The organism is Bacillus manliponensis (assembly GCF_000712595.1).
GTDB classification, from domain to species: Bacteria; Bacillota; Bacilli; order Bacillales; family Bacillaceae_G; genus Bacillus_A; species Bacillus_A manliponensis.
In genome coordinates, this window is the sequence record NZ_JOTN01000005.1 from 182,449 (window position 1) to 202,097 (window position 19,649).

At 36.1% G+C, this 19,649-nt stretch carries 19 protein-coding genes; 14 read left to right on the top strand and 5 right to left on the bottom strand.

All coding sequences use genetic code 11. The features are described from left to right. Positions 1–3 precede the first annotated feature (3 nt). From BAMA_RS08295 to lhgO, 4 genes are read left to right on the top strand one after another with little or no spacing between them, the layout of a single operon-like run. On the top strand, positions 4–717 hold the full coding sequence (locus BAMA_RS08295; RefSeq protein WP_034638203.1) for a FadR/GntR family transcriptional regulator: 714 nt from the start codon (positions 4–6) through the stop codon (positions 715–717). 40 nt (positions 718–757) lie between these two features. Then, the gene (locus tag BAMA_RS08300) at positions 758–2,170 is read left to right on the top strand and encodes an FAD-binding oxidoreductase (protein ID WP_034638205.1); all 1,413 of its coding nucleotides are present in this window, start codon (positions 758–760) and stop codon (positions 2,168–2,170) included. Then, on the top strand, positions 2,163–3,428 hold the full coding sequence (locus BAMA_RS08305; protein WP_034638207.1) for a (Fe-S)-binding protein: 1,266 nt from the start codon (positions 2,163–2,165) through the stop codon (positions 3,426–3,428). Before BAMA_RS08300 ends, BAMA_RS08305 begins: the two co-directional genes overlap by 8 nt. 12 nt (positions 3,429–3,440) lie before the next feature. After that, positions 3,441–4,643: an L-2-hydroxyglutarate oxidase gene (lhgO, locus tag BAMA_RS08310; protein WP_034638209.1), complete on the top strand. Its 1,203-nt coding sequence runs from the start codon at positions 3,441–3,443 to the stop codon at positions 4,641–4,643. A gap of 254 nt (positions 4,644–4,897) precedes the next feature. Here lhgO and BAMA_RS08315 read toward each other — a convergent pair whose 3' ends face one another. After that, complete coding sequence (locus BAMA_RS08315; RefSeq protein WP_034638211.1) at positions 4,898–5,014, bottom strand: YjcZ family sporulation protein; 117 nt, start codon at positions 5,012–5,014, stop codon at positions 4,898–4,900. Between the two features lie 219 nt (positions 5,015–5,233). On the opposite strand from BAMA_RS08315, the gene BAMA_RS08320 reads away from it, so the two are divergent. After that, entirely contained in the window at positions 5,234–6,001 is a 768-nt protein-coding gene (locus BAMA_RS08320; RefSeq protein WP_034638213.1) for a YwqG family protein, read from the top strand. A gap of 165 nt (positions 6,002–6,166) precedes the next feature. Beyond that, complete coding sequence (locus BAMA_RS08325; RefSeq protein WP_034638215.1) at positions 6,167–6,913, top strand: MerR family transcriptional regulator; 747 nt, start codon at positions 6,167–6,169, stop codon at positions 6,911–6,913. Positions 6,914–6,942: 29 nt separating this feature from the next. Here the strand turns inward: BAMA_RS08325 and nadE are convergent, their stop codons facing one another. Next, entirely contained in the window at positions 6,943–7,761 is an 819-nt protein-coding gene (gene nadE / locus BAMA_RS08330; RefSeq protein WP_034638217.1) for an ammonia-dependent NAD(+) synthetase, read from the bottom strand. A 466-nt stretch (positions 7,762–8,227) separates the two neighbouring features. Between nadE and BAMA_RS24465 the strand changes: the two genes are divergently transcribed. From BAMA_RS24465 to BAMA_RS08345, 3 genes are all read left to right on the top strand, one after another. After that, positions 8,228–9,385 (top strand): NlpC/P60 family protein, encoded by a 1,158-nt coding sequence (locus tag BAMA_RS24465; RefSeq protein ID WP_051758901.1) that lies wholly within the window; start codon positions 8,228–8,230, stop codon positions 9,383–9,385. A gap of 276 nt (positions 9,386–9,661) precedes the next feature. Further along, positions 9,662–10,693, top strand: coding sequence for a ribosome small subunit-dependent GTPase A (rsgA, locus tag BAMA_RS08340; RefSeq protein WP_034638392.1), 1,032 nt, complete (start codon positions 9,662–9,664; stop codon positions 10,691–10,693). 360 nt (positions 10,694–11,053) lie between these two features. Beyond that, the gene (locus tag BAMA_RS08345) at positions 11,054–13,027 is read left to right on the top strand and encodes a methyl-accepting chemotaxis protein (protein WP_415782894.1); all 1,974 of its coding nucleotides are present in this window, start codon (positions 11,054–11,056) and stop codon (positions 13,025–13,027) included. Between the two features lie 297 nt (positions 13,028–13,324). Here the strand turns inward: BAMA_RS08345 and BAMA_RS08350 are convergent, their stop codons facing one another. Continuing rightward, positions 13,325–13,534: a hypothetical protein gene (locus BAMA_RS08350; RefSeq protein WP_034638220.1), complete on the bottom strand. Its 210-nt coding sequence runs from the start codon at positions 13,532–13,534 to the stop codon at positions 13,325–13,327. Positions 13,535–13,864: 330 nt separating this feature from the next. On the opposite strand from BAMA_RS08350, the gene BAMA_RS08355 reads away from it, so the two are divergent. Further along, positions 13,865–14,239 carry a DUF3979 family protein gene (locus BAMA_RS08355; RefSeq protein WP_034638221.1) on the top strand — a complete coding sequence of 125 codons (375 nt, stop codon included), beginning with the start codon at positions 13,865–13,867 and terminating at the stop codon, positions 14,237–14,239. 140 nt (positions 14,240–14,379) lie between these two features. Here BAMA_RS08355 and BAMA_RS08360 read toward each other — a convergent pair whose 3' ends face one another. Then, entirely contained in the window at positions 14,380–15,420 is a 1,041-nt protein-coding gene (locus BAMA_RS08360) for a YkvI family membrane protein (RefSeq protein WP_034638222.1), read from the bottom strand. A gap of 234 nt (positions 15,421–15,654) precedes the next feature. On the opposite strand from BAMA_RS08360, the gene BAMA_RS08365 reads away from it, so the two are divergent. Both BAMA_RS08365 and BAMA_RS08370 read left to right on the top strand, forming a co-directional pair. Then, positions 15,655–16,098 (top strand): Dps family protein, encoded by a 444-nt coding sequence (locus BAMA_RS08365; RefSeq protein WP_034638223.1) that lies wholly within the window; start codon positions 15,655–15,657, stop codon positions 16,096–16,098. Positions 16,099–16,344: 246 nt separating this feature from the next. Next, entirely contained in the window at positions 16,345–16,794 is a 450-nt protein-coding gene (locus BAMA_RS08370) for a DUF3939 domain-containing protein (protein WP_034638224.1), read from the top strand. A gap of 71 nt (positions 16,795–16,865) precedes the next feature. Here the strand turns inward: BAMA_RS08370 and BAMA_RS08375 are convergent, their stop codons facing one another. Further along, the gene (locus tag BAMA_RS08375; protein ID WP_034638225.1) at positions 16,866–17,060 is read right to left on the bottom strand and encodes a DUF3896 family protein; all 195 of its coding nucleotides are present in this window, start codon (positions 17,058–17,060) and stop codon (positions 16,866–16,868) included. Positions 17,061–17,389: 329 nt separating this feature from the next. On the opposite strand from BAMA_RS08375, the gene BAMA_RS08380 reads away from it, so the two are divergent. Next, positions 17,390–18,868 carry a flavin monoamine oxidase family protein gene (locus tag BAMA_RS08380; RefSeq protein ID WP_034638226.1) on the top strand — a complete coding sequence of 493 codons (1,479 nt, stop codon included), beginning with the start codon at positions 17,390–17,392 and terminating at the stop codon, positions 18,866–18,868. A 206-nt stretch (positions 18,869–19,074) separates the two neighbouring features. Further along, the gene (locus BAMA_RS08385) at positions 19,075–19,647 is read left to right on the top strand and encodes a GNAT family N-acetyltransferase (RefSeq protein WP_034638227.1); all 573 of its coding nucleotides are present in this window, start codon (positions 19,075–19,077) and stop codon (positions 19,645–19,647) included. Positions 19,648–19,649 lie beyond the last annotated feature (2 nt).

A 19,649-nucleotide genomic window follows, 5' to 3' on the forward strand; every position in this document is an offset into this window, starting at 1 on the left:
ATCATGGTTGAACCAATTGAACGAAAGAAAATATCAGAACAAGTATTATTACAATTAAAGACGCTAATTAAAGATAAAGTGTTTCCTCCTCATTCGAAATTACCGTCTGAAAACGAGTTAGCAAAAATGTTTGGAGTTAGCCGTGTTCCAGTACGAGAAGCACTTCGTGTTTTAGAAGCAGGGGGGCTCATTGAATCGAAGCAGGGCGGTGGCAGTTTTGTTAAAGATGTCCAGCTTGTTAGTATGCTAGAACCTGTTACTTTTGAAGTAGTAGAAGTCAAAGAAGTGTATGAACTGTTAGAAATGAGATCAATCATTGAAACTGAAGCAGCTGGACTAGCAGCTGTCCGTCACACTGCCGAAGATTTACAACGAATCGAAAAAGCGCTTGAAGCGTTTCGGACAACTGTAACGGATTTGCAGTTAGTAGGGGATGAAGCAGATTATTTATTCCATCAAGAAATTATTTACTCGTCTCATAATCGTTTTTTAATACAAGTTATTGAAAATATGAAAGATTTATATTTAGGGTCATTGTCATATTCTCTGAAAAAGAATCTAGGCATTCCACAAAAAAGAGAGCGAGTGTATAACGAACATGCTCGCATTTATGAGGCGATAAAATGCCGAGATGCGAAACTAGCCTCACAATATATGAAGGAACATATTACAAATACGAGGATTAAGCTAGGGGATACACGTTGTGTGAAAATGTAGCAAACTATTAGATTACGATATTTTGTAAGGAGGCATCGTAATGGTTTCAGATATAGTAAGAAACAAATTGGAAGATGTCGTGAAGGAGAAGCATCGTATTCTTACAGAAAAAGCAGATTGTTATAGTTATGCATATGATGCTTCCTTTGGTATGTATGTACCTGATGTCGTATTACAGCCTGTTTCCACAGAGGAAGTCACTGAAATTATGAAAGTTGCTCATGCAGAACGAATTCCGGTATACCCAAGAGGGAGTGGTACAAGTTTAAGTGGGGGGGCACTTCCAGTATATGGAGGGATTGTATTAGATTTCTCGCAGTGGGACGATATGCTTATCATTGACCAAGAAGATCTAGTTGCTGTCGTATCCCCAGGAGTTATTACAGCTCGCATTAATGAAGAAGCAAATAAATATGGACTGATGTATCCACCGGATCCAAGTAGTTCTCACGTCTCAACAATTGGTGGGAATTTAGCAGAAAATGCAGGTGGGCCACGGGGATTAAAGTATGGGGTAACGAAGGATTATGTATTAGGTCTTGAAGTTGTAACTGCGGAAGGAAAAGTAATACAAACGGGCGGAAGAACTGTTAAAAATGTAACAGGGTATGACATAACGAAATTAATTGTTGGATCAGAAGGGACGCTTGGGATTATTACAAAAGCAATTCTGCAGCTTGTTCCGAATCCAGTGGCTACAGGAACATTAATGGTTATCTTTGACGATATTATTGATGCTGGAAAGGCGATATCGACTGTGTTAAGTGGCGGGATCTTACCTTCTAAGATGGAAGTTATGGACCAAGCTTCTGTCATTGCGGTAGAAGAATATGAGCCACTTGGGTTACCGACAGATTTAGAAGCACTTTTGTTAATTGAGCTAGATGGACATGCGGAAGCAATTCGTGCTGAAAGTGAGCGAGTAAAAGAAATTTGTTTGCAAATTGGTGCAAGAGAAGTAAAAGTGGCACGTACATCGGAAGAAGCAGATGAGCTTTGGCGGGCAAGAAAACTTGTGTCTCCTGCTATTGTGAGGCGAAAGCCAACGAAGATTTCTGAAGATGCAACCGTACCAAGGAGTAAGATTCCAGAAATGTTTCGCCGCTTAAAAGAAATTAAAGAGCGATATGATGTGGATTTAGTTGTATTTGGACATGCTGGTGATGGGAACTTACATCCGAATATTATTGCAGATCAGCGGGATGCTGAAGAGATGAAACGAGTGGAGCAAGCAGTAGAGGCAATTTTTAAAGCTGCTGTTGACCTTGGAGGTACGTTATCAGGAGAACATGGTATAGGTGTAATGAAAGCCCCGTTTATGGAGATGGAACTTGGACAAGTGGGGATAGATATGATGAAGCGGGTGAAGCAAGCGTGGGACCCACTAAATATTTTAAATCCTGGGAAAATCTTTCCGAGCGAAGGACAAAGGTTTGGATTAACCAATGAGTAGAGAAATATTAGCATACGAAGAAACGTTTCAATGTGTCCAATGTGGTTATTGTTTACCAGTTTGTCCAACATACATAACAATGGAAAAGGAAACACATTCGCCAAGAGGAAGAATTAATTTAGTGAAAATGGTAGCAGAAGGAAAGTTATCTCTTGATGAAATTTCCAACTCTCTTGAGTTATGTTTAGGTTGCAGGGCATGTGAAACAGCCTGTCCAACAAATGTGCCTTACGGAGAGATTTTACAATCTGCAAAAGAAGCATTAGCAAAGGATAAGCGTAAATCACGATTTGGAAACTTTTTTATGAAAGAAGCGTTATCGAATAAGAAGATGATGCGAGCCGCTGGAATGGGAATTCAAGTTGCACAAAAAGCGGGATTAACGAAAATGGCGAAACAGACAGGGATGATGAGGGTTTTGCCAGAAAATTTACGGGCATTTGAGGAAGTTGCACCAAATATACAAGTTCCAAAGAAGAAGAATCGTAAGTATACTGTTTTTCCTGCGAATGGGACATGTCATTACAGAATTGGCTTTTTTGTAGGGTGTATGATGGATGTTATGTTCGCAAAGATTAATGATTTGAGTATGAAGCTACTTCAGCTTTCGGGGTGTGAAGTAACATTAATAGAGGAACAAACATGTTGTGGAGCTCTGCAACATCATGCAGGTGAAACAGAAATAGCAAAAGGGCTAGCTCAAAAAAATATTGAAGTCTTTGAAAAACATAGCTTTGATTATGTAGTCAACAGTATTGGTGGTTGCGGTGCAATGTTGGTAGAGTATCCACATTTATTTGAGAAAAATTCAGAGTGGTACGAACGGGCAGTCCGTTTTTCTAAAAGTTGTGCTGATATTAGTGTTTTATTAGCCAAATTACAACTTCCAATAGTAAAAGAAATGAAAAAGGTTGTTACTTATCAACCTTCATGCCATCTACGTAATGTGCAAAAGGTTATCAATGAACCGGTGGAACTATTACACCAAGTAAAAGGAATTACATATGTTCCACATAAACAAATGGATATGTGCTGCGGATCAGCTGGAGTATATAATATTGTTCATTTTGAAGAATCGATGGAGATTCTTGGTAAGAAGATGGAACATGTAAATGAAGTCGAACCAGATATTATTGTAACAACAAATCCAGGTTGTCATTTGCAAATGAAACTTGGTGTAAAGAGAAGTGGAAATAACAAAAAAACAGAGGTCATGCATCTTGTAGAACTATTAGCAGTAGCATGCGACATTCAATAGGGGGCAAAAAATATGTATGATTATATAATTATTGGTGGTGGCATTGTCGGGTTATCCGTGGCAATGAATTTATATAAAAAATATCCAGGTGTAAAAGTAGCGGTTATTGAAAAAGAGAGTGAGCTAGCAGCGCACCAAACGGGACATAATAGTGGTGTTATTCATTCAGGTATTTATTATAAACCAGGTAGTTTAAAAGCACGCCTAGCAAAAGAAGGAAGTGAAAGTATCGTTACATTTTGTGAACAGTACGATATTCCTTACGAAACGTGCGGGAAAGTTATTGTAGCGACAAATGAAGCAGAATTGAAATTGATGGATGACTTATATAACCGAGGATTAGAGAACGGTTTAGCGTTGCAAAAGAAATCAAAAGAAGAGTTGTTTGAAATAGAGCCGCATGTAAATGGATTAGCAGCGATTCATGTCCCGACAACAGGTATTGTAAATTACAAAGAAGTATGTAAAAAAATAGGTGAAGTGATTGAGGAGAATGGTGGAGATATTTTTTTAAACAATGCAGTTGTAAATATTGAAGAAAAGCAGGATGAAGTTGTTATTGAAACAACACAAAAAGTGATTAAAGGAAAGTTTATGCTAAATTGTGCAGGACTACACTGCGATCGTATTGCTCGTCTAGCAGGTTATCATCTAGATATGAAAATTGTACCGTTTCGCGGTGAATATTATCAATTAAATGAAGAGAAACGTCATTTAGTGAAAAATTTAATTTATCCAGTTCCAAATCCGGATTTCCCGTTTTTAGGCGTACATTTTACGAGAATGATTGATGGAAAAGTAGATGTTGGACCAAATGCTGTGTTAAGTTTAAAACGAGAAGGATATACGAAGACATCCTTTAGTTTAAGAGATTCTACCGAAGTACTTGCCTATAAAGGTTTTTGGAAATTAGCTAGCCGTTATATGAAAGAGGGAATGGGGGAAATGGCTCGTTCATTTATAAAGAAGAAATTTGTTGAAGATGTACAAAGGTTCATTCCAGCTATTACGGAAGATGATCTAGTACCAGCGCCAGCTGGTGTGCGTGCACAAGCGCTTCGTAGCGATGGTGCACTTGTCGATGACTTTTATATTGTAAATGGGAAACGTTCCATTCATGTATGTAATGCCCCTTCTCCAGCAGCAACTGCTTCATTAGAGATTGGCAAAGAAATTGTCAAAATGGTACCTTCTTTTCAGAAGATATTAGTTTAGAAAAAATCTTGAGGAAAAGATGCAGCTAAGTATCGCGCTGCGTCTTTTCCTCAAATCGTTTATATTGACTAGTTTCTTCTTTGTTTTTATCCCGCATTAACAGCCAGTAAAAGCCCGATTGGTCGGACTAACACTCAGTGGGGGATGGAGAACCCCCACTGAGTGTTAGTTGAACCTTATAGAGAATATTCCTTTCACAAAGTAAGAAAGCACGAGAATATCGTGCTTTCTTACTCATAGTTAGTAGTGTTTACTTAGCAGCTGAAGCCGCCCCAGCAGCTAGCTCCGATGATGATTAACAGAATGAATAGAACGATTAATAAAGCAAAACCGCCATATCCTCCGCAACCGTAACCATATCCGTAACCCATGTGGAATTCCTCCTTATAAAATGAATTGAGATTAAACAAAATGAAAACTACGGAAGTTTACTGTAAGGAATTATGAGATATCATGTTTGTAGGAACACTGTATATTATGCGATGTTATGCGGTTTGGAGTATAATGGATAAGCCTGTTTTTTATAATGAGCAAGATCATCGTTTTGATATGTTATGATTAGTATGAAAATATGAAGTAAGGAGTTACCTATGACAAGGGAAATTGAAGCTTTAATTGAAAAACACAGTTTAACACATATAAAAGAGAAGCTATTAGCGCATGTATTTCAGTGCGTGAAGGTCATACCAACGCCAATCACCAATTTACCAATTGGTTCTTCTAAAATGGGTGGTGTACCTGATGTGTCAGTTACTTTTGAATATCCGACATATGAAGGGGAGCCGCTTAGTTTTATTGCACAATTTAATTTAGTTGACTTACATAAAACAGGAATGAAAAATGATTTGCCGGCGAGCGGAATGTTATATTTCTTTTATTTTGATAATGAAAATTATGAAGGTTTCCATGAGGTATACGGAAATGAATATAAAAGAGGAAGCTGGCGCGTAATGTATGATGATGCTGAGCAATTACAGCAAATAGAAGGTATTGATGCAAAGTATCCGCAGTGCTGTTTAACTTTCCAAGTGGTCGAGAAGCTTCCGGAGCTATTTATTGAAGACGAAGACGATTCAGATCGTTTCCTACAATTGTTAGAAGAATTAATGCCTGATCAATATGATAATCATCAAATCTTTGGAGAGCCGTTCTCTGTGCAAAATGAAGTGTTTGAGGAAATGCAGGAGCATGTAGGGGCACACCATAGTGACATTACCCTTTTGTTCCAAGTAGATTCTGATGAGAAAAATTGTCATATGGCATGGGGCGATATGGGCATGCTTTATTTCTGTATGGCCAATGAAGATATAAAATTACGTCGCTTTGATAAGGCGTGTTGTTTACTACAATCGTGTTAATATAATAAAGCTGTTAAGTGGAAACTTGACAGCTTTATTTGTTTTTTTTTTTTTTTTTTTTGGTGTAAATATGAATTTTAGAAAAGAGAAATTTTTTTTATTACATAGTATTGACCCTAACGTTACGTTATACATTATTGTATAAATAGAAGGGAGGATAATTGAATGCTAAAGGTAAAAGAAGTTGCAAATTTAGTTGGGATTAGTGTACGTACCTTGCACCACTATGATGAAATTGGATTGTTAGTTCCAGAGAAAACAACCGACTCTGGGTATCGAATGTATTCGGAAGAAAATTTAGAAGTGCTACAGCAAATTTTGTTTTTTAAGGAGCTCGGTCTTCCTTTGCAAAAAATTAAAGAAATTATTTATAGTCCTACGTTTGATAAAAAAGAAGCACTTATGTTACACAAAAATATGTTACTTGAAAAGCGTGAAAGACTAGATAAGATGATCGCGATGCTTGATAAGACAATAAAGCATGTGAAAGGAGAAATTGAGATGACGATGGAAGAAAAGTTTGAAGGATTTGATTTTAGTAAAAATCCTTATGAGCAAGAAGCACGTGAACGCTGGGGGGATGAGGCGGTTGATGCGTCAAATCATAAAATAAAAAGGATGTCAAAAGAGGAACAAAAAGGGATGTCAGAAGAATTTGATCGTATTTATAGAAACTTGGCAAGTCTTAGAGACGAATCCCCACAATCAGAAGAAGCACAAATAGCAATTAAAGAATGGTACGATATGTTAAATGAGAATTTTGGAAATTATTCATTGGAAGTGTTTAAAGGATTAGGAAAAATGTATGTTGATGATCCGCGCTTTACAAAAAATATTGATAAGTATGGTGAAGGATTAGCGCAATTTATGTGTGATGCAATGGAGTATTTTGCAGATCATTATCAAGAGTAAGGTAGGCGGTATCGCCTACCTTACTTTTTTTATTTCCACCAATCATCAAACATAGAAGCTGGGACTTGTCGTTTATGTTCGCTTCTTATGTAACGTGTTTCAATCTTTTCTGCTACCTCTTGAGGAACGGACTTTCCTTCTAAATAGTCATCTAATTGGTCGTATGTAATTCCTAGTTCTGTTTCATCTGCTTGACCAGGTTTTTGATCTAATAAATCAGCTGTTGGTAACTTTAAATATAAACGTTCATCTGCACCTAATTCTTGCAGTAGTGAACGACCTTGACGTTTTGTAAGACCTGTAAGTGGTAAAAGGTCAGCACCACCGTCGCCATATTTAGTGAAGAAGCCAGTAACAGCTTCAGCTGCATGATCAGTTCCAATGACAAGTAATCCTTGTTGACCACCAATGGCATATTGCGTTACCATGCGTAGACGTGCTTTTACATTTCCTTTATTAAAGTCTGTTAATTCCTCTTTTAAAACCGCACTATATTGTTTTGAAAATTCATCTACAGATGGAGCGATATTAAAAGCTACTGCTTTATCAGGTTGAATGAACTGTAATGCTAGTTGTGCGTCATCTTCATCTTGTTGAACGCCGTAAGGAAGACGAACAGCAATAAAGGTTGCTTCAGTTCCTTCTTGACGCAGTTCTTCAGTTGCAAGTTGTGCCAGTCTACCTGCTAATGTGGAGTCTTGTCCGCCGCTAATACCAAGTACAAATCCTTTTGCACCTGTTTTATTAAGGTAGTCTTTTAAGAAATCAATGCGTTTTCGAATTTCTTCTTTTGGTTCAATGGTAGGTTGAACGTGTAATGCTGTCATAATTTGCTGTTGTAATGTCATTTTATTTACTCCTTTTTATTAAGTTTATATGACATATAAGCCTGTATTTTTGTAGGTTTTTCATGTATACGTACGTATGATCTGAAATGAAAAGATAATCGTATGGTAGTTATTATAATGAAGAAGCAGCTTTCAAGCAATTTTTGTATTGTTTTTATGTTATATTTCTTCGAGAAAGGAAGTTGAAACGTGGTTTTTTGACAGTTATATGGTTTAGATATTAATAAAATTTTATAAATATAATATAGGAATGCTGTGTTTTGAAATACCTTCGTAACAGTATTGTAATGTTCTCTTTTGTGAATTTGACTTGGAATATACGGGAGTTATTGGTAAAATTACTTATGCAATTCTATATTTTACATAATGCGACTTTAAAAGACATAATTTTATACATAATAAATTAATAAGTTAATAGATAGATAAATGAATAGATTATAAAAAATAGAAAAAGGATTTGATATGAATGAAGGGGAAGACAATAAAAACGACACTTTTTGCAGCTGGTGTTTTATTAATGAGTACACCGTTGGTAGCAGCTGCTGATACTGAAGGACAGGTTCAAGAGCAAGTACAAGAACAGGCAGCGGATCAAATACAAGTTGTAGAAGAAAATAAAGTAGGATGGGTTCAAACGGAAGATGGTTCGTGGGAGTATTATTTAGAGAATAATCAAGGGCGTGTCGTTGATACGTGGCGTAACATCGAGGGTGTTTATTATCAATTCGATAGCAATGGCTATTTAGTGAACAAAACAGGATGGGAATATACGGATAATAATTGGAGATATTACGAAGGAACAAGAGGTGTAGCAACAAATAGTTGGAGATATATCGATGGAAAATGGTACGAATTCAACGTTGATGGTTATTTAGTAAATAAAACAGGATGGGAATATGTAAATGGCCAGTGGATGTACTATGAAGGGAAAAATGGTGTAGCGACAAATGGTTGGCGCTATATTAATGGGAAATGGTACGAATTTAACAATAATGGTTATTTAGTAAATAAAACAGGATGGGAATATGTAAATGGTCAGTGGATGTATTATGAAGGAACAAGTGGTGTAGCGACAAATGGCTGGCGTGCTATTAAAGGAACGTGGTATGAATTTAATAATGAAGGTTACCTAGTAAATAAAACCGGTTGGGTGCAATCAAATGGAAAGTGGATGTATTATGAAGGGACAGGCGGTGTAGCAACAAATGCCTGGAGATATATCGACGGAAGATGGCACCAATTTGACAGTAGTGGTTACTGGATTGATAAAAGTAAAGGTGTTATAGATTTAGCGAAAAAGATGATTGGTGTACCGTATAGATGGGGTGGCTCTTCTCCTTCTGGATTTGATTGCAGTGGCTTCATTTATTATGTGTATAGTCGCAATGGCTATTCTATTACAAGAACGGATGTGGCTTCTTATTGGGCTAAAGCTAGTAAAGTGAAAAACCCACAACCAGGGGATTTAGTATTTTTACAAAATACATATAAGGCTGGGCCTTCTCATCTAGGAATTTATATCGGAAATGGTCAGTATATTCATGCTGGTAATAATGGTGTAACGACGACAAGTGTGAACAGTTCTTATACTCGTAAACATTTCTTAGGATATGGTAGTTTTTAATGTAGAAAGAAAGCAAGCTTAATAGCGTGCTTTCTTTTTTTATAGTATATTTTGTTTGAATATTCAATTAAAAAAGTGGACTTTTATGTTTGTATTTCATATAATGAAAGTAATTCAATATAGAACGGAGTGATGTATTATGGTGAGCATTGATATGGTTTATAAAACAAATGGTAATACGGAAGGAAAGGTTAGTATTTCGTAAAGAATAACAGTTTCCTTCCATAGTAGAGAGTGTTGGGGAGGATAAAAATAGTGAATAATAAAAATTTAAATATGTTCGGATGGGATTCTTACTACGAGGAACGATTAGGAGGGCAGTATGAAGCAGCCCGTGTATTGCTTGAACATAAACATATGTATCGTGTTATGTGTGAAGATGGTGAATATATAGCAGAACTATCAGGGAAATTTCGATATGAAACTTTAGCAAAAGGCGATTACCCAGCTGTAGGGGATTGGGTTGCGGTTACGAAATTACCAAATGAAAAAAAAGTAATCATTCAACAAGTATTGCCTAGGAAAAGTTCTTTTTCTCGGAAGGTTGCAGGGGAGAAAACAGAGGAACAAATTGTAGCAGCAAATGTAGATTATCTTTTTTTAGTGAATGCGTTAAATGCGGATTTTAATATAAGGCGAATTGAACGTTATTTATTACTGGCTTATGAAAGTGGTGCGACACCTGTTATTGTGCTAACGAAAAGTGATTTATGTTTGGATGTAGAGCAGAGGGGTATAGAAGTAGAATCTGTTGCAATTGGCGTTCCTATATTTGTAGTAGATAGTTTGCATAAAATTGGTGTAGAAGAACTGCAAAGTTTTGTAGAGCAAGGGAAGACAATTGCACTTATCGGGTCTTCTGGGGCAGGAAAATCAACATTATTAAATGCACTAATGGGAATGGATGCGGCAAAAACAGGTGATATTCGCGAAAGTGATAGTAAAGGGCGTCATACAACAACGCATCGAGAATTATTTAAATTGCCAAATGGTGGATTAGTAATTGATACACCTGGTATGCGTGAGTTACAGCTTTGGGAAGGAAGCGGGGCAATTTATGCAACATTTTCTGATATAGAAGAAGCAGCTCAAAAATGTAAATTTCGAGATTGTAAGCATGAAAAAGAGCCAGGGTGTGCGGTTTGGTGTGCTATAGAAGAAGGTGTATTGACAGAAGGAAGATTGCTTAATTATAAGAAGTTACAAAAAGAAATTGCTTATGCAATGAGAAGGCAAGATCCTGTGCTTGCTAGAGCGGAACGAGAAAAGTGGAAGAAAGTTGTGAAACAACATAAAAAGAAAAAGTAACAAGGGAAATGAGAGAAGTATTCTTATAATATGTATTCAAAAAAAGACTTCGGTTATAATATCGAAGTCTTTTTTTGTTACATTAAAAAGAGTAAGATTATTAATCGTAATTAATTAAAATCTATATATAGACAAATAACGATTAATTATATAAAATTTACAAAGTGTAAGTCGGAATCTGTCGCATAATGTCTGCAATTAAAGGGTATACAATTTGTAAACGTAGCAGAGTTTCCGGTTATAGAAAAGAGAAAAGATATGTTTTAGCAAAGTCTGATACATGTCATGAGGAGAGAAACAAGTTTTACTAACTTGATGCTTTCATCTTAAAAGTATAGAGGAGGAAATTTGGTGTCACGTATGTGGGGAGTATTTAAAAATATGAATGTAGCTAAAAAACTTTTATTATCATTTTTTATTATTTTGTTAGCTACAGTTTCTACAATTGGTAGTATGTCATATGAAACGGCTAGAGAGAATTTTGATAAGCAAATTACACGTAGTGCTCATGAAAATATTAAAGTGTTAGATAATTTAATTAATGAAATGATAAGTGAAAAGTTTACAGAGATTGAATATTTTGCGAAAAAAGTGAATCAAGATTCTTATCAAGAAGGAAATGTTGATGCTTTACGTGGGATGTTATCACAGTATGCACAGTTGCGTCCAGAAATTGAACAAATTTATATTGGGGCAAATGATGGATTGTTTATTCAAGAGCCACATGTAGATTTAGGTTCTGCATATAATCCAACAGAAAGGCCATGGTATATTGATGCGGTAAAAAAGAATGGCGGTATTATCCTTACGAAACCATATAAAGAAAAAAGTAATGGACATATGGTTGTTACGATTGCAAAACAATTAGAGGATGGTAGCGGTGTTGTAGGATTAGATTTAAATATACAAAAATTATTGGATACAACAGGTATGATTAAAATTGGTCAGAAAGGGTATGCTTTTATTTTAGATAATCAACAAACAATTATTGCGCACCCGGAAGAAAAATCTGGTGAAAAGGCTGCGGATAGTTGGGCGAAATCATTATATGAAACGAACCACGGTACATTTTCTTATTCATACGGAGGAAGTGAAAAGAAAATGGTGTTTGCAACAAATGCAAAAACAGGTTGGAGAGTTGGTGGCACAATGTATGCAGATGAAATAACAGAAGCAGCGGCGCCAGTTCTTTATACAACGTTAGTCATTGCAGTGATTGCATTTCTGGTGGGGGGAGCACTTATTTATGTGATTACCTTGTTTATCACAAGACCGTTAAAGAGCTTAGTGGAATCGTCTCAAAAAATTAGTGAAGGTGATTTAACAGAAGTGATTGAAGTGCGTTCCAGTGATGAAATTGGTCAACTTGGTAAAGGATTTAACGACATGGCTGAGTCACTCCGTACATTAATTTCTCGTATTCATTCTTCAGCGGGACATGTAGCAGGTGCATCAGAAGAACTAACAGCAAGTGTAAAACAAGCAAGTGAGGCAACCGAGCAAATTACATTGGCAATGGATGAAGTTTCAAGCAGTGCGGAAGTACAAACAAAAGGTGTAGAACAAGGAGCTATGTTATTGTTTAACGTAACGGAAGGAATTCAAGCTGTAAAAAAGAATTCTTCTTCTATTTCTGATTCTTCTGCTTATACGCGTCAAAAAGCAGAAGATGGTGGAAGATTAGTAGAACAAACTGTGAATCAAATGCAGTCTATTCATCAATCTGTCTCACAGTCAGATGAAGTAATCCAACTGTTAAATAGTAAGTCAGAAGAAATTGGTAACATACTAGAAGTGATCCAAACGATTTCAGATCAAACAAATTTATTAGCGTTAAATGCAGCAATTGAGGCAGCGAGAGCTGGAGAACATGGCCGAGGATTCGCAATCGTGGCGGATGAAGTACGGAAATTAGCAGAACAGTCCAGAGAATCTTCTACTGAAATTGGAAAATTGATTGCTGAAATACAAGAAGATGTATATGAAACAGTAAGTTCAATGAAGCAAGTAAATACTGAAGTACAGTCAGGACTTACGATTGCAAATGAAACCAAAAATAGTTTTAGTGAGATTTTACATTCGACAAATGCTATTGCAAAACAAATTCAAACAATGGTTGCAACGGTTGAAAGTATGTCAAGTGGAGCAGATCAAGTGTCAGTAGCTGTTGGTGAGATAGCAGTTGCAGCTCAAAATAATGCGTCTAGCACGCAAAGTGTTGCCACATCTGCAGAAGAGCAACTAGCTTCTATGGAAGAGATTAGTTCTGCGGCTGGAACATTATCACAAATGGCAGAAGAACTACAACTTTTAATTACAAAATTCAAATTATAAATTGTTTTTTTTGTTAGTCAAGAGAAGTATTAATTGTATAGTATTTACATTTTTTGTATGTAGTAAGTGTGAAAAGAGGGAGTATTTCTCTGAACTAGATAAGAGCTGTCAAGAAAGTTAGTATTACCTTAACTTTTTTGGCAGCTCTTTTTATCCCGCTATTTGCAGGCTATAAGACTCCCACCTCAAAACTCGAGAGAAGCAAAGAAGTTTAAGGAAGATGAGAAACTTGTAAAATCTCGACTGATCAGGCTAACAAGCAGGGGAGTAAAGGCCCCTTATTACTTAACGTTTCACCTATTTGTTTATGACCTCGATAAAGGAGGCTGTTCCGTTTTCTCTTAATGTAGAGTGGAAGTGCTTATTTTCTAATGTTTTTGCGATGTTTGTTAACATATTTTTATCATTATGATGAACAAGTAAGCTATCGACACCACTCTGTTCAATATGTACATGTTCAAATTGCTGGATGGCTTCTTGAACGGATTTGGAAAATTCTGATTTCAATTTAAGTATCCTCCTTAAGGTATGGTTGTATTTATCCCGCATTAACGGGCTATAAGGCTCCCACCTCAAAACTTGAGAAAACGCGAAGAAGTTTAGGTGGGAGATAAACAGCCCGTAAATGCCCGATTGGTTCAACTAACACTCAGTGGGGGATGAAGAAAACCCCCACTGAGTGAAGTTTCACTTTATAGTATTCCCATGTTTATTACCACTAATCGAAAGGAGAATACAACTTTTGTACGATGCATGAGAATATAGTTGAATAGGTATTTATGGTAAAATAACTGTATGGAATAATTGTATTGTGATGAGTAAGAGAGGAGTTATTGTATGTGGTGTGAAGCAATTACATCGTTCTTTCAAATACCCCCTCAAACAGATGGAAGAAGTGGGTGGAAATATTATATTGAAGAAAGAAAAGGAGCGTATTCCATTGTAGATACGCTATCAACTACAAATAAAAGTATTGAACTTTGGTTCAATGAAGATAATGAGATGCGAGTAACACTGTACGATAAGGAGAATCCTATTGTAACAGTGCAGCGTATCGCAGTTCAAAAAGTTGATTTGATAATAGAAGATGATGAAATAAGTATTCAATTTGTGCTAGATCGTATGCCAAGTCGCATGATTAGATTACAAATGAAGCCGTTTTTAGCTATTGAAATGGGATTGTATTGGGAGACATGTGATGAGTGCGATTAAAAAAACATCCGCTGTGTGCGGATGTTTTTTTATCCCGTTATTTGTAGGCTGTAAAACTCCATATCAAAACTTGAGGAGTGCGGAGAAGTTTAGGCGGGGAATCAACAGCCCGTAAAATCCCCGCTGATTAAAGTTTTACTTTATATTTTGTTTTGTTGTTTAAAAGCGATAATTGGTAAGAAAATTAATCCAATCCAGCCGATAGTAGGGTATAGTACATGAATGAAGTCGCTGTATCCGACATAACTAAAGCAATAGCTCACAAGTAAGATGAAATAAATAATAAAGTGATTCTTCCAGCCAGTAATGGATTGCATTTGTTTTGTCATACCAAATATGTTACCAATAAGGGTTGTAAATACTTCTCCAAAAATAATTAATACAAAGAAGAAGTGAAATGTAGCGTTGAAGCGGCGTACAACTTCAGCCATTGGAATGTTGTATTGATAAAATTGTTCTACAGATAAAATGGCGAGATGGCCGCAAAGTAAGATTAAACAAAGGCCAGCCCCACCTAAAATACCTCCCCATTTAATGGCATTCCGGTCCTTTGCCTCACTTGCTAATGGAACTAAAACACTTTGGGCGAGTGAAAGATTAAGTGCAACGTATGTGAGAGGACTTGTAATCCATTTTATGTTCCAGCTTTCGGAAGGAGTTTTCATAGTAAAAGATGATGGGTCATGCCAAAATGTTGTAATAGCTATACCAATAATGAAAATCATCATAATTGGTACGACGAGAGAATTGACTTCAAATACACCTTGTAAGCCTCGGCTGCCTATGACAATACAAGCGAAGATTGTAATAAAGATGCCGAGTTGTCTCGGGAGGCGTAGCTGTTCTTCAAATACAGCACCAGCTCCTGAAAGCATCACGCTTGTGACTCCAAATAGTACAAGTAACAATAGGATATTTACAACGCTGCCAAATACATCTCCAAATAAATATTTATTAAATTCTTGAGCAGAAAAGGCATTAATTTCTGAAGAGAGAATCATCATCTTTGTTCCGAGCCAAATAAAAAAGAATCCGCTCACTAAAATGCCGATTGTTCCGTATGTACCATGGATGGTGAAAAACTCTACAATTTCTCGTCCAGTTGCGAAGCCAGCACCGACAACAGTTCCGATATAAGTAGCGGCGATTTTCTTAGCTAATTGCCATTGCTGATTATCCATGCGATCCCTCTTTCTTACGTAATAAGCTTGACCTATTACATACATATGAAGGTGCTTGGACGATTAGACATAGGAAAGGTGTTTGTACATGGATTTTTACGAACATGGAAAGGATATGAAAGATGTTAAAACTTTGTTACATATACATATATCATTTGGACAAGCTAGTTAAGTATGTTAGAATGCAATTGAATTATAAAAAATAATTTCGAAAAATAAAAGGAGTGGACTGGAATGAGTACGAAAGCAAATATTGTTGGAGTATTAAATAAACAGGTGGCCAATTGGAATGTATTATATGTAAAATTACATAACTATCATTGGTATGTTACAGGACCTCACTTTTTTACGTTACATGAAAAATTTGAAGAGTTTTACGGTGAAGCAGCAACTTACATTGATGAATTGGCAGAGCGAATTTTAGCACTTGAAGGCAAACCGTTAGCAACAATGAAAGAGTACTTGGAAGTATCAACTGTACAAGAAGGTACGAGCAAGGAAAGTGCAGAAGAGATGGTACAATCATTAATAAATGATTATTCTGCGATAATTCAAGAGTTAAAAGAAGGCATGGAAGTAGCAGAAGAATCTGATGATCAAACATCAGCAGATATGTTACTTGCGATTCACACGACGCTAGAACAACATGTTTGGATGTTAAGTGCATTCTTAAAATAGAATAAAACTTTAATCAGTGTGGTTTCTCCATCCAAAACTGATTGTTAAATTGAACGATTGGATTATTTACGGGCTTTCCGTCTCTTATTCAAACTCCTTTGCTATTCTTAAGTATGAAGGAAGGAGTCTGTAGCCTGTAAATAGTGAGATAAAATATAGAAAACGTCATTGCATATAATTTCAATGGCGTTTTTTAATGGTTGTACTTATGAGTTGTGGTATAATGAAAAAAAAGGGGGGGGACATGTGTTTCGTTTTGTTAAGAAGGGCAAAGAAGAGAGAATGGTTACGAAAGATGAATTAGAGCTCGGAATAGCGAAATTTCTTGAGATGAACGAAAATATTGTATACACCGTATTAGTGAATGATGATTATACAGTGAATTATGATTTGTTGAAACCCTTTTTACCAGCTTTTCCTACAAATTCGTTCATTATAACGAAAGAGACACTTGAGGTATTTGAAGATACGAAAGAAAATCTAGAGTTAGTGAAAGAGATTGATGAAGTACAAAAAGCCGTTGATCAATATGTGACGGAAAAAGAAAGATTTCCAATTGTTGAAGGTGAAACTAATTACATGATTTCCTCAACTAAATTAGCCCCATACTTGAATAAACCTTTAAAACATAAGCTATATATTTCTGAAAAACATTATTTAGTATCGAGTCAACCAGAAACAACAAATAGAATATAGGATAACAATGCCATGTATGAATAGTAGAAAAGAAGGAAGCGGATACGCTTCCTTCTTTTTTTGAGGAAATGTCACTGAGGCATCCCTCGCTCAAAATGATTCATGTCTACTAAAGTTAAAATATATTCGTAGTTATCAATTTCTCGTTTGATTTGAAGGCGTTCAGTTTCTGTTAAAGTTGTATTCAACAACTTTTTACATAGCTGCTGTTTTTTATTTTCTAACTGTTTTTTTGTTTCATGATAGTTGTAAGTGCGTTTCCCCATAATATTCCTCTCCTCACATATGTTATCTTTTTGATCCCGCATTAACGGGCTGTAAGACTCCCACCTCAAAGCTTGAGGGAAGTGAAGAAGTTTAGGTGGGAGATAAGCAGCCCGTAAATGCCCGATTGGTTCAACTAACAATCAGTGGGGGATGGAGAAAACCCCCGCTGATTGAAGTTTTACTTTATTATACGAAGGGATTTGGAGAAAATTTCATAGTAACGTGATCTTTTCATGAATGATATGTGAAGTTATGTGGTGTGATTATAAGGAATATAATGCAGTAGCTTGCTATTTTTGTATTTTTACACAAGAGGCGGGGTGTTGTCATGAGAATGAATTCCCCTTTTTCAACAAAGGATATGTTGCAAATTATTGAGAATGGATTACCAAAAACAAACGATCGTAAAAATATTATTATTATCGGTGCAGGTATGGCTGGTTTAGTTTCCGGTTCATTATTAAAAGAAGCGGGGCATAACGTGAAGATTTTAGAAGCGAATCACCGCATAGGTGGAAGAATTGAAACAGTAAGAATGAAAGATACAGGTTTATATTTAGATGTTGGTGCGATGCGGATTCCACATACGCATGAGCTAACGATTGCATATATTAAAAAGTTTGGTTTGAAATTGCAAACATTTATTAATCGAAATGAAACGGATATTTTATATGCTAACGGTAGAAAGACAACTTTACGACAATATGAACAAAATCCGAGTATTTTACGCTATCCGGTTACAATGAATGAAGAAGGGAAGACGTCGGAACAATTATTATTGCTTGCGGTGCAGCCTATTATTGATTTTATTAACATGAATCCCGAAAAAAATTGGGATATTGTTGAGAGGGATTTTGGAAGGTATTCCACAGCTGAATTTTTTAAAGAGTATCCCTATCAATATAAAACGTATTTTTCACCTGCAGCAATTGAAATGATAGGCGTGTTACTTGATTTAGAAGGTTTTTTAGAACGAGCATTTGTGGAAACGCTGAGGTTTATTTCTATTCTTCAGCAACCGCAAGGATTTTATGAAATTGAAGGTGGAAATGATGCATTGCCATATTCGTTTTTGCCACAGCTACAAGAAGATATTGTCTATCGGCAAAAACTTATGAAATTACAGCAACATGAAACAGGTGTTACTGCTTATTGCAGGAATGAAGAAAATTATGAATATAGTAGTATAACAGGGGATTTGGTTATTGTAACAATACCATTTACGACAATGAGATTTGTAGAAATTGATCCGTATGATTCCGTTTCACATGAAAAATGGAAAGCGATTCGAGAGTTGCATTATATGCCAGCTACAAAGATTGGTGTACAGTTTAAAAGTCGCTTTTGGGAGGAGCAAGGGCAGCTTGGAGGGAGGATTATTACTGATTTACCAATTCGTTATGCATATTATCCAAGTCATAACATTGGTTCAAAAGGCCCGGGTATGATGCTTGGAAGTTACACATGGTCATATGATGCGCTGTTATGGGATGGTTTACCTGAAAATGAGCGCATATATTATACATTACAAAATTTAGCGACAATACTTGGCGGGCAAGTATATGATGAATTTATTTCTGGTATATCGAAAAGTTGGGTGCTTGATCCGTATGCATTAGGAGGTTTTGCTCTTTTTCAGGCTGGTCAAGAAAGTGCGCTGCAACCATATATTAAGAAGCCGGAGGGAAAAATATTTTTTGCTGGAGATCATACAACGCTATATCATGGGTGGATACAGGGGGCAATTGAATCAGGGATACGTGTAGCGGCAGAAATAAATGATTTATCCCGCATTAACGGGCTGTAAGACTCCCATCTCAAAACTTAGAGAAGCGAAAAAGTTTAGGTGGGAGATTAATAGCCTGTAAAAGCCCGATTGGTCGGGCTAACAATCAGTGGGGGATGGAGAAAAACCCCACTGATTGAAGTCTCACTTTATCATGATTATTCAGAAAATATTTACAACAGTGATCATCTTCTATATTATTATATTTAAAAAAGGAAGTGTAGATGATGAATCCACTGTTGTTAGATTTCCCCTCCGAATTTTCTACTGAAAGACTTATTATTCGAATACCAAAGCCCGGCGATGGAAAATTTGTTTTTCAAGCAATTGAAGCATCTATTCATGAATTAAAGCCATGGTTATCATTTGCACAGCGAAAACAAACGGAAGAAGAAGTAGAGATTAGTATAAGGAAGTCGTATTATGAGTTTTTGCAACGCGAAGACTTACGATTTCTTGTCTTCTTAAAAGATACTGGTGAATTTGTTGCTTCTTCTGGATTACATCGTATTGATTGGAGTGTTCCAAAGTTTGAAATTGGTTACTGGATTGATTCTCGTTTTAGTGGAAAAGGATATATGACAGAAGCAGTAGAAGGTATTACAAATTTTGCTTTTACAGAGCTAAAAGCAAACCGGATAGAAATTCGCTGTGATTCTCAAAATATAAAAAGTCGTGTAATTCCAGAAAAATTAGGTTTTAAATTAGAAGGGATTTTAGAATGTGACGGCGTTAGTATAGATGGAAGTAGACTAAAAGATACATGTATATTTGCGAAAACAAGAAAGCACAAACTTTAGAA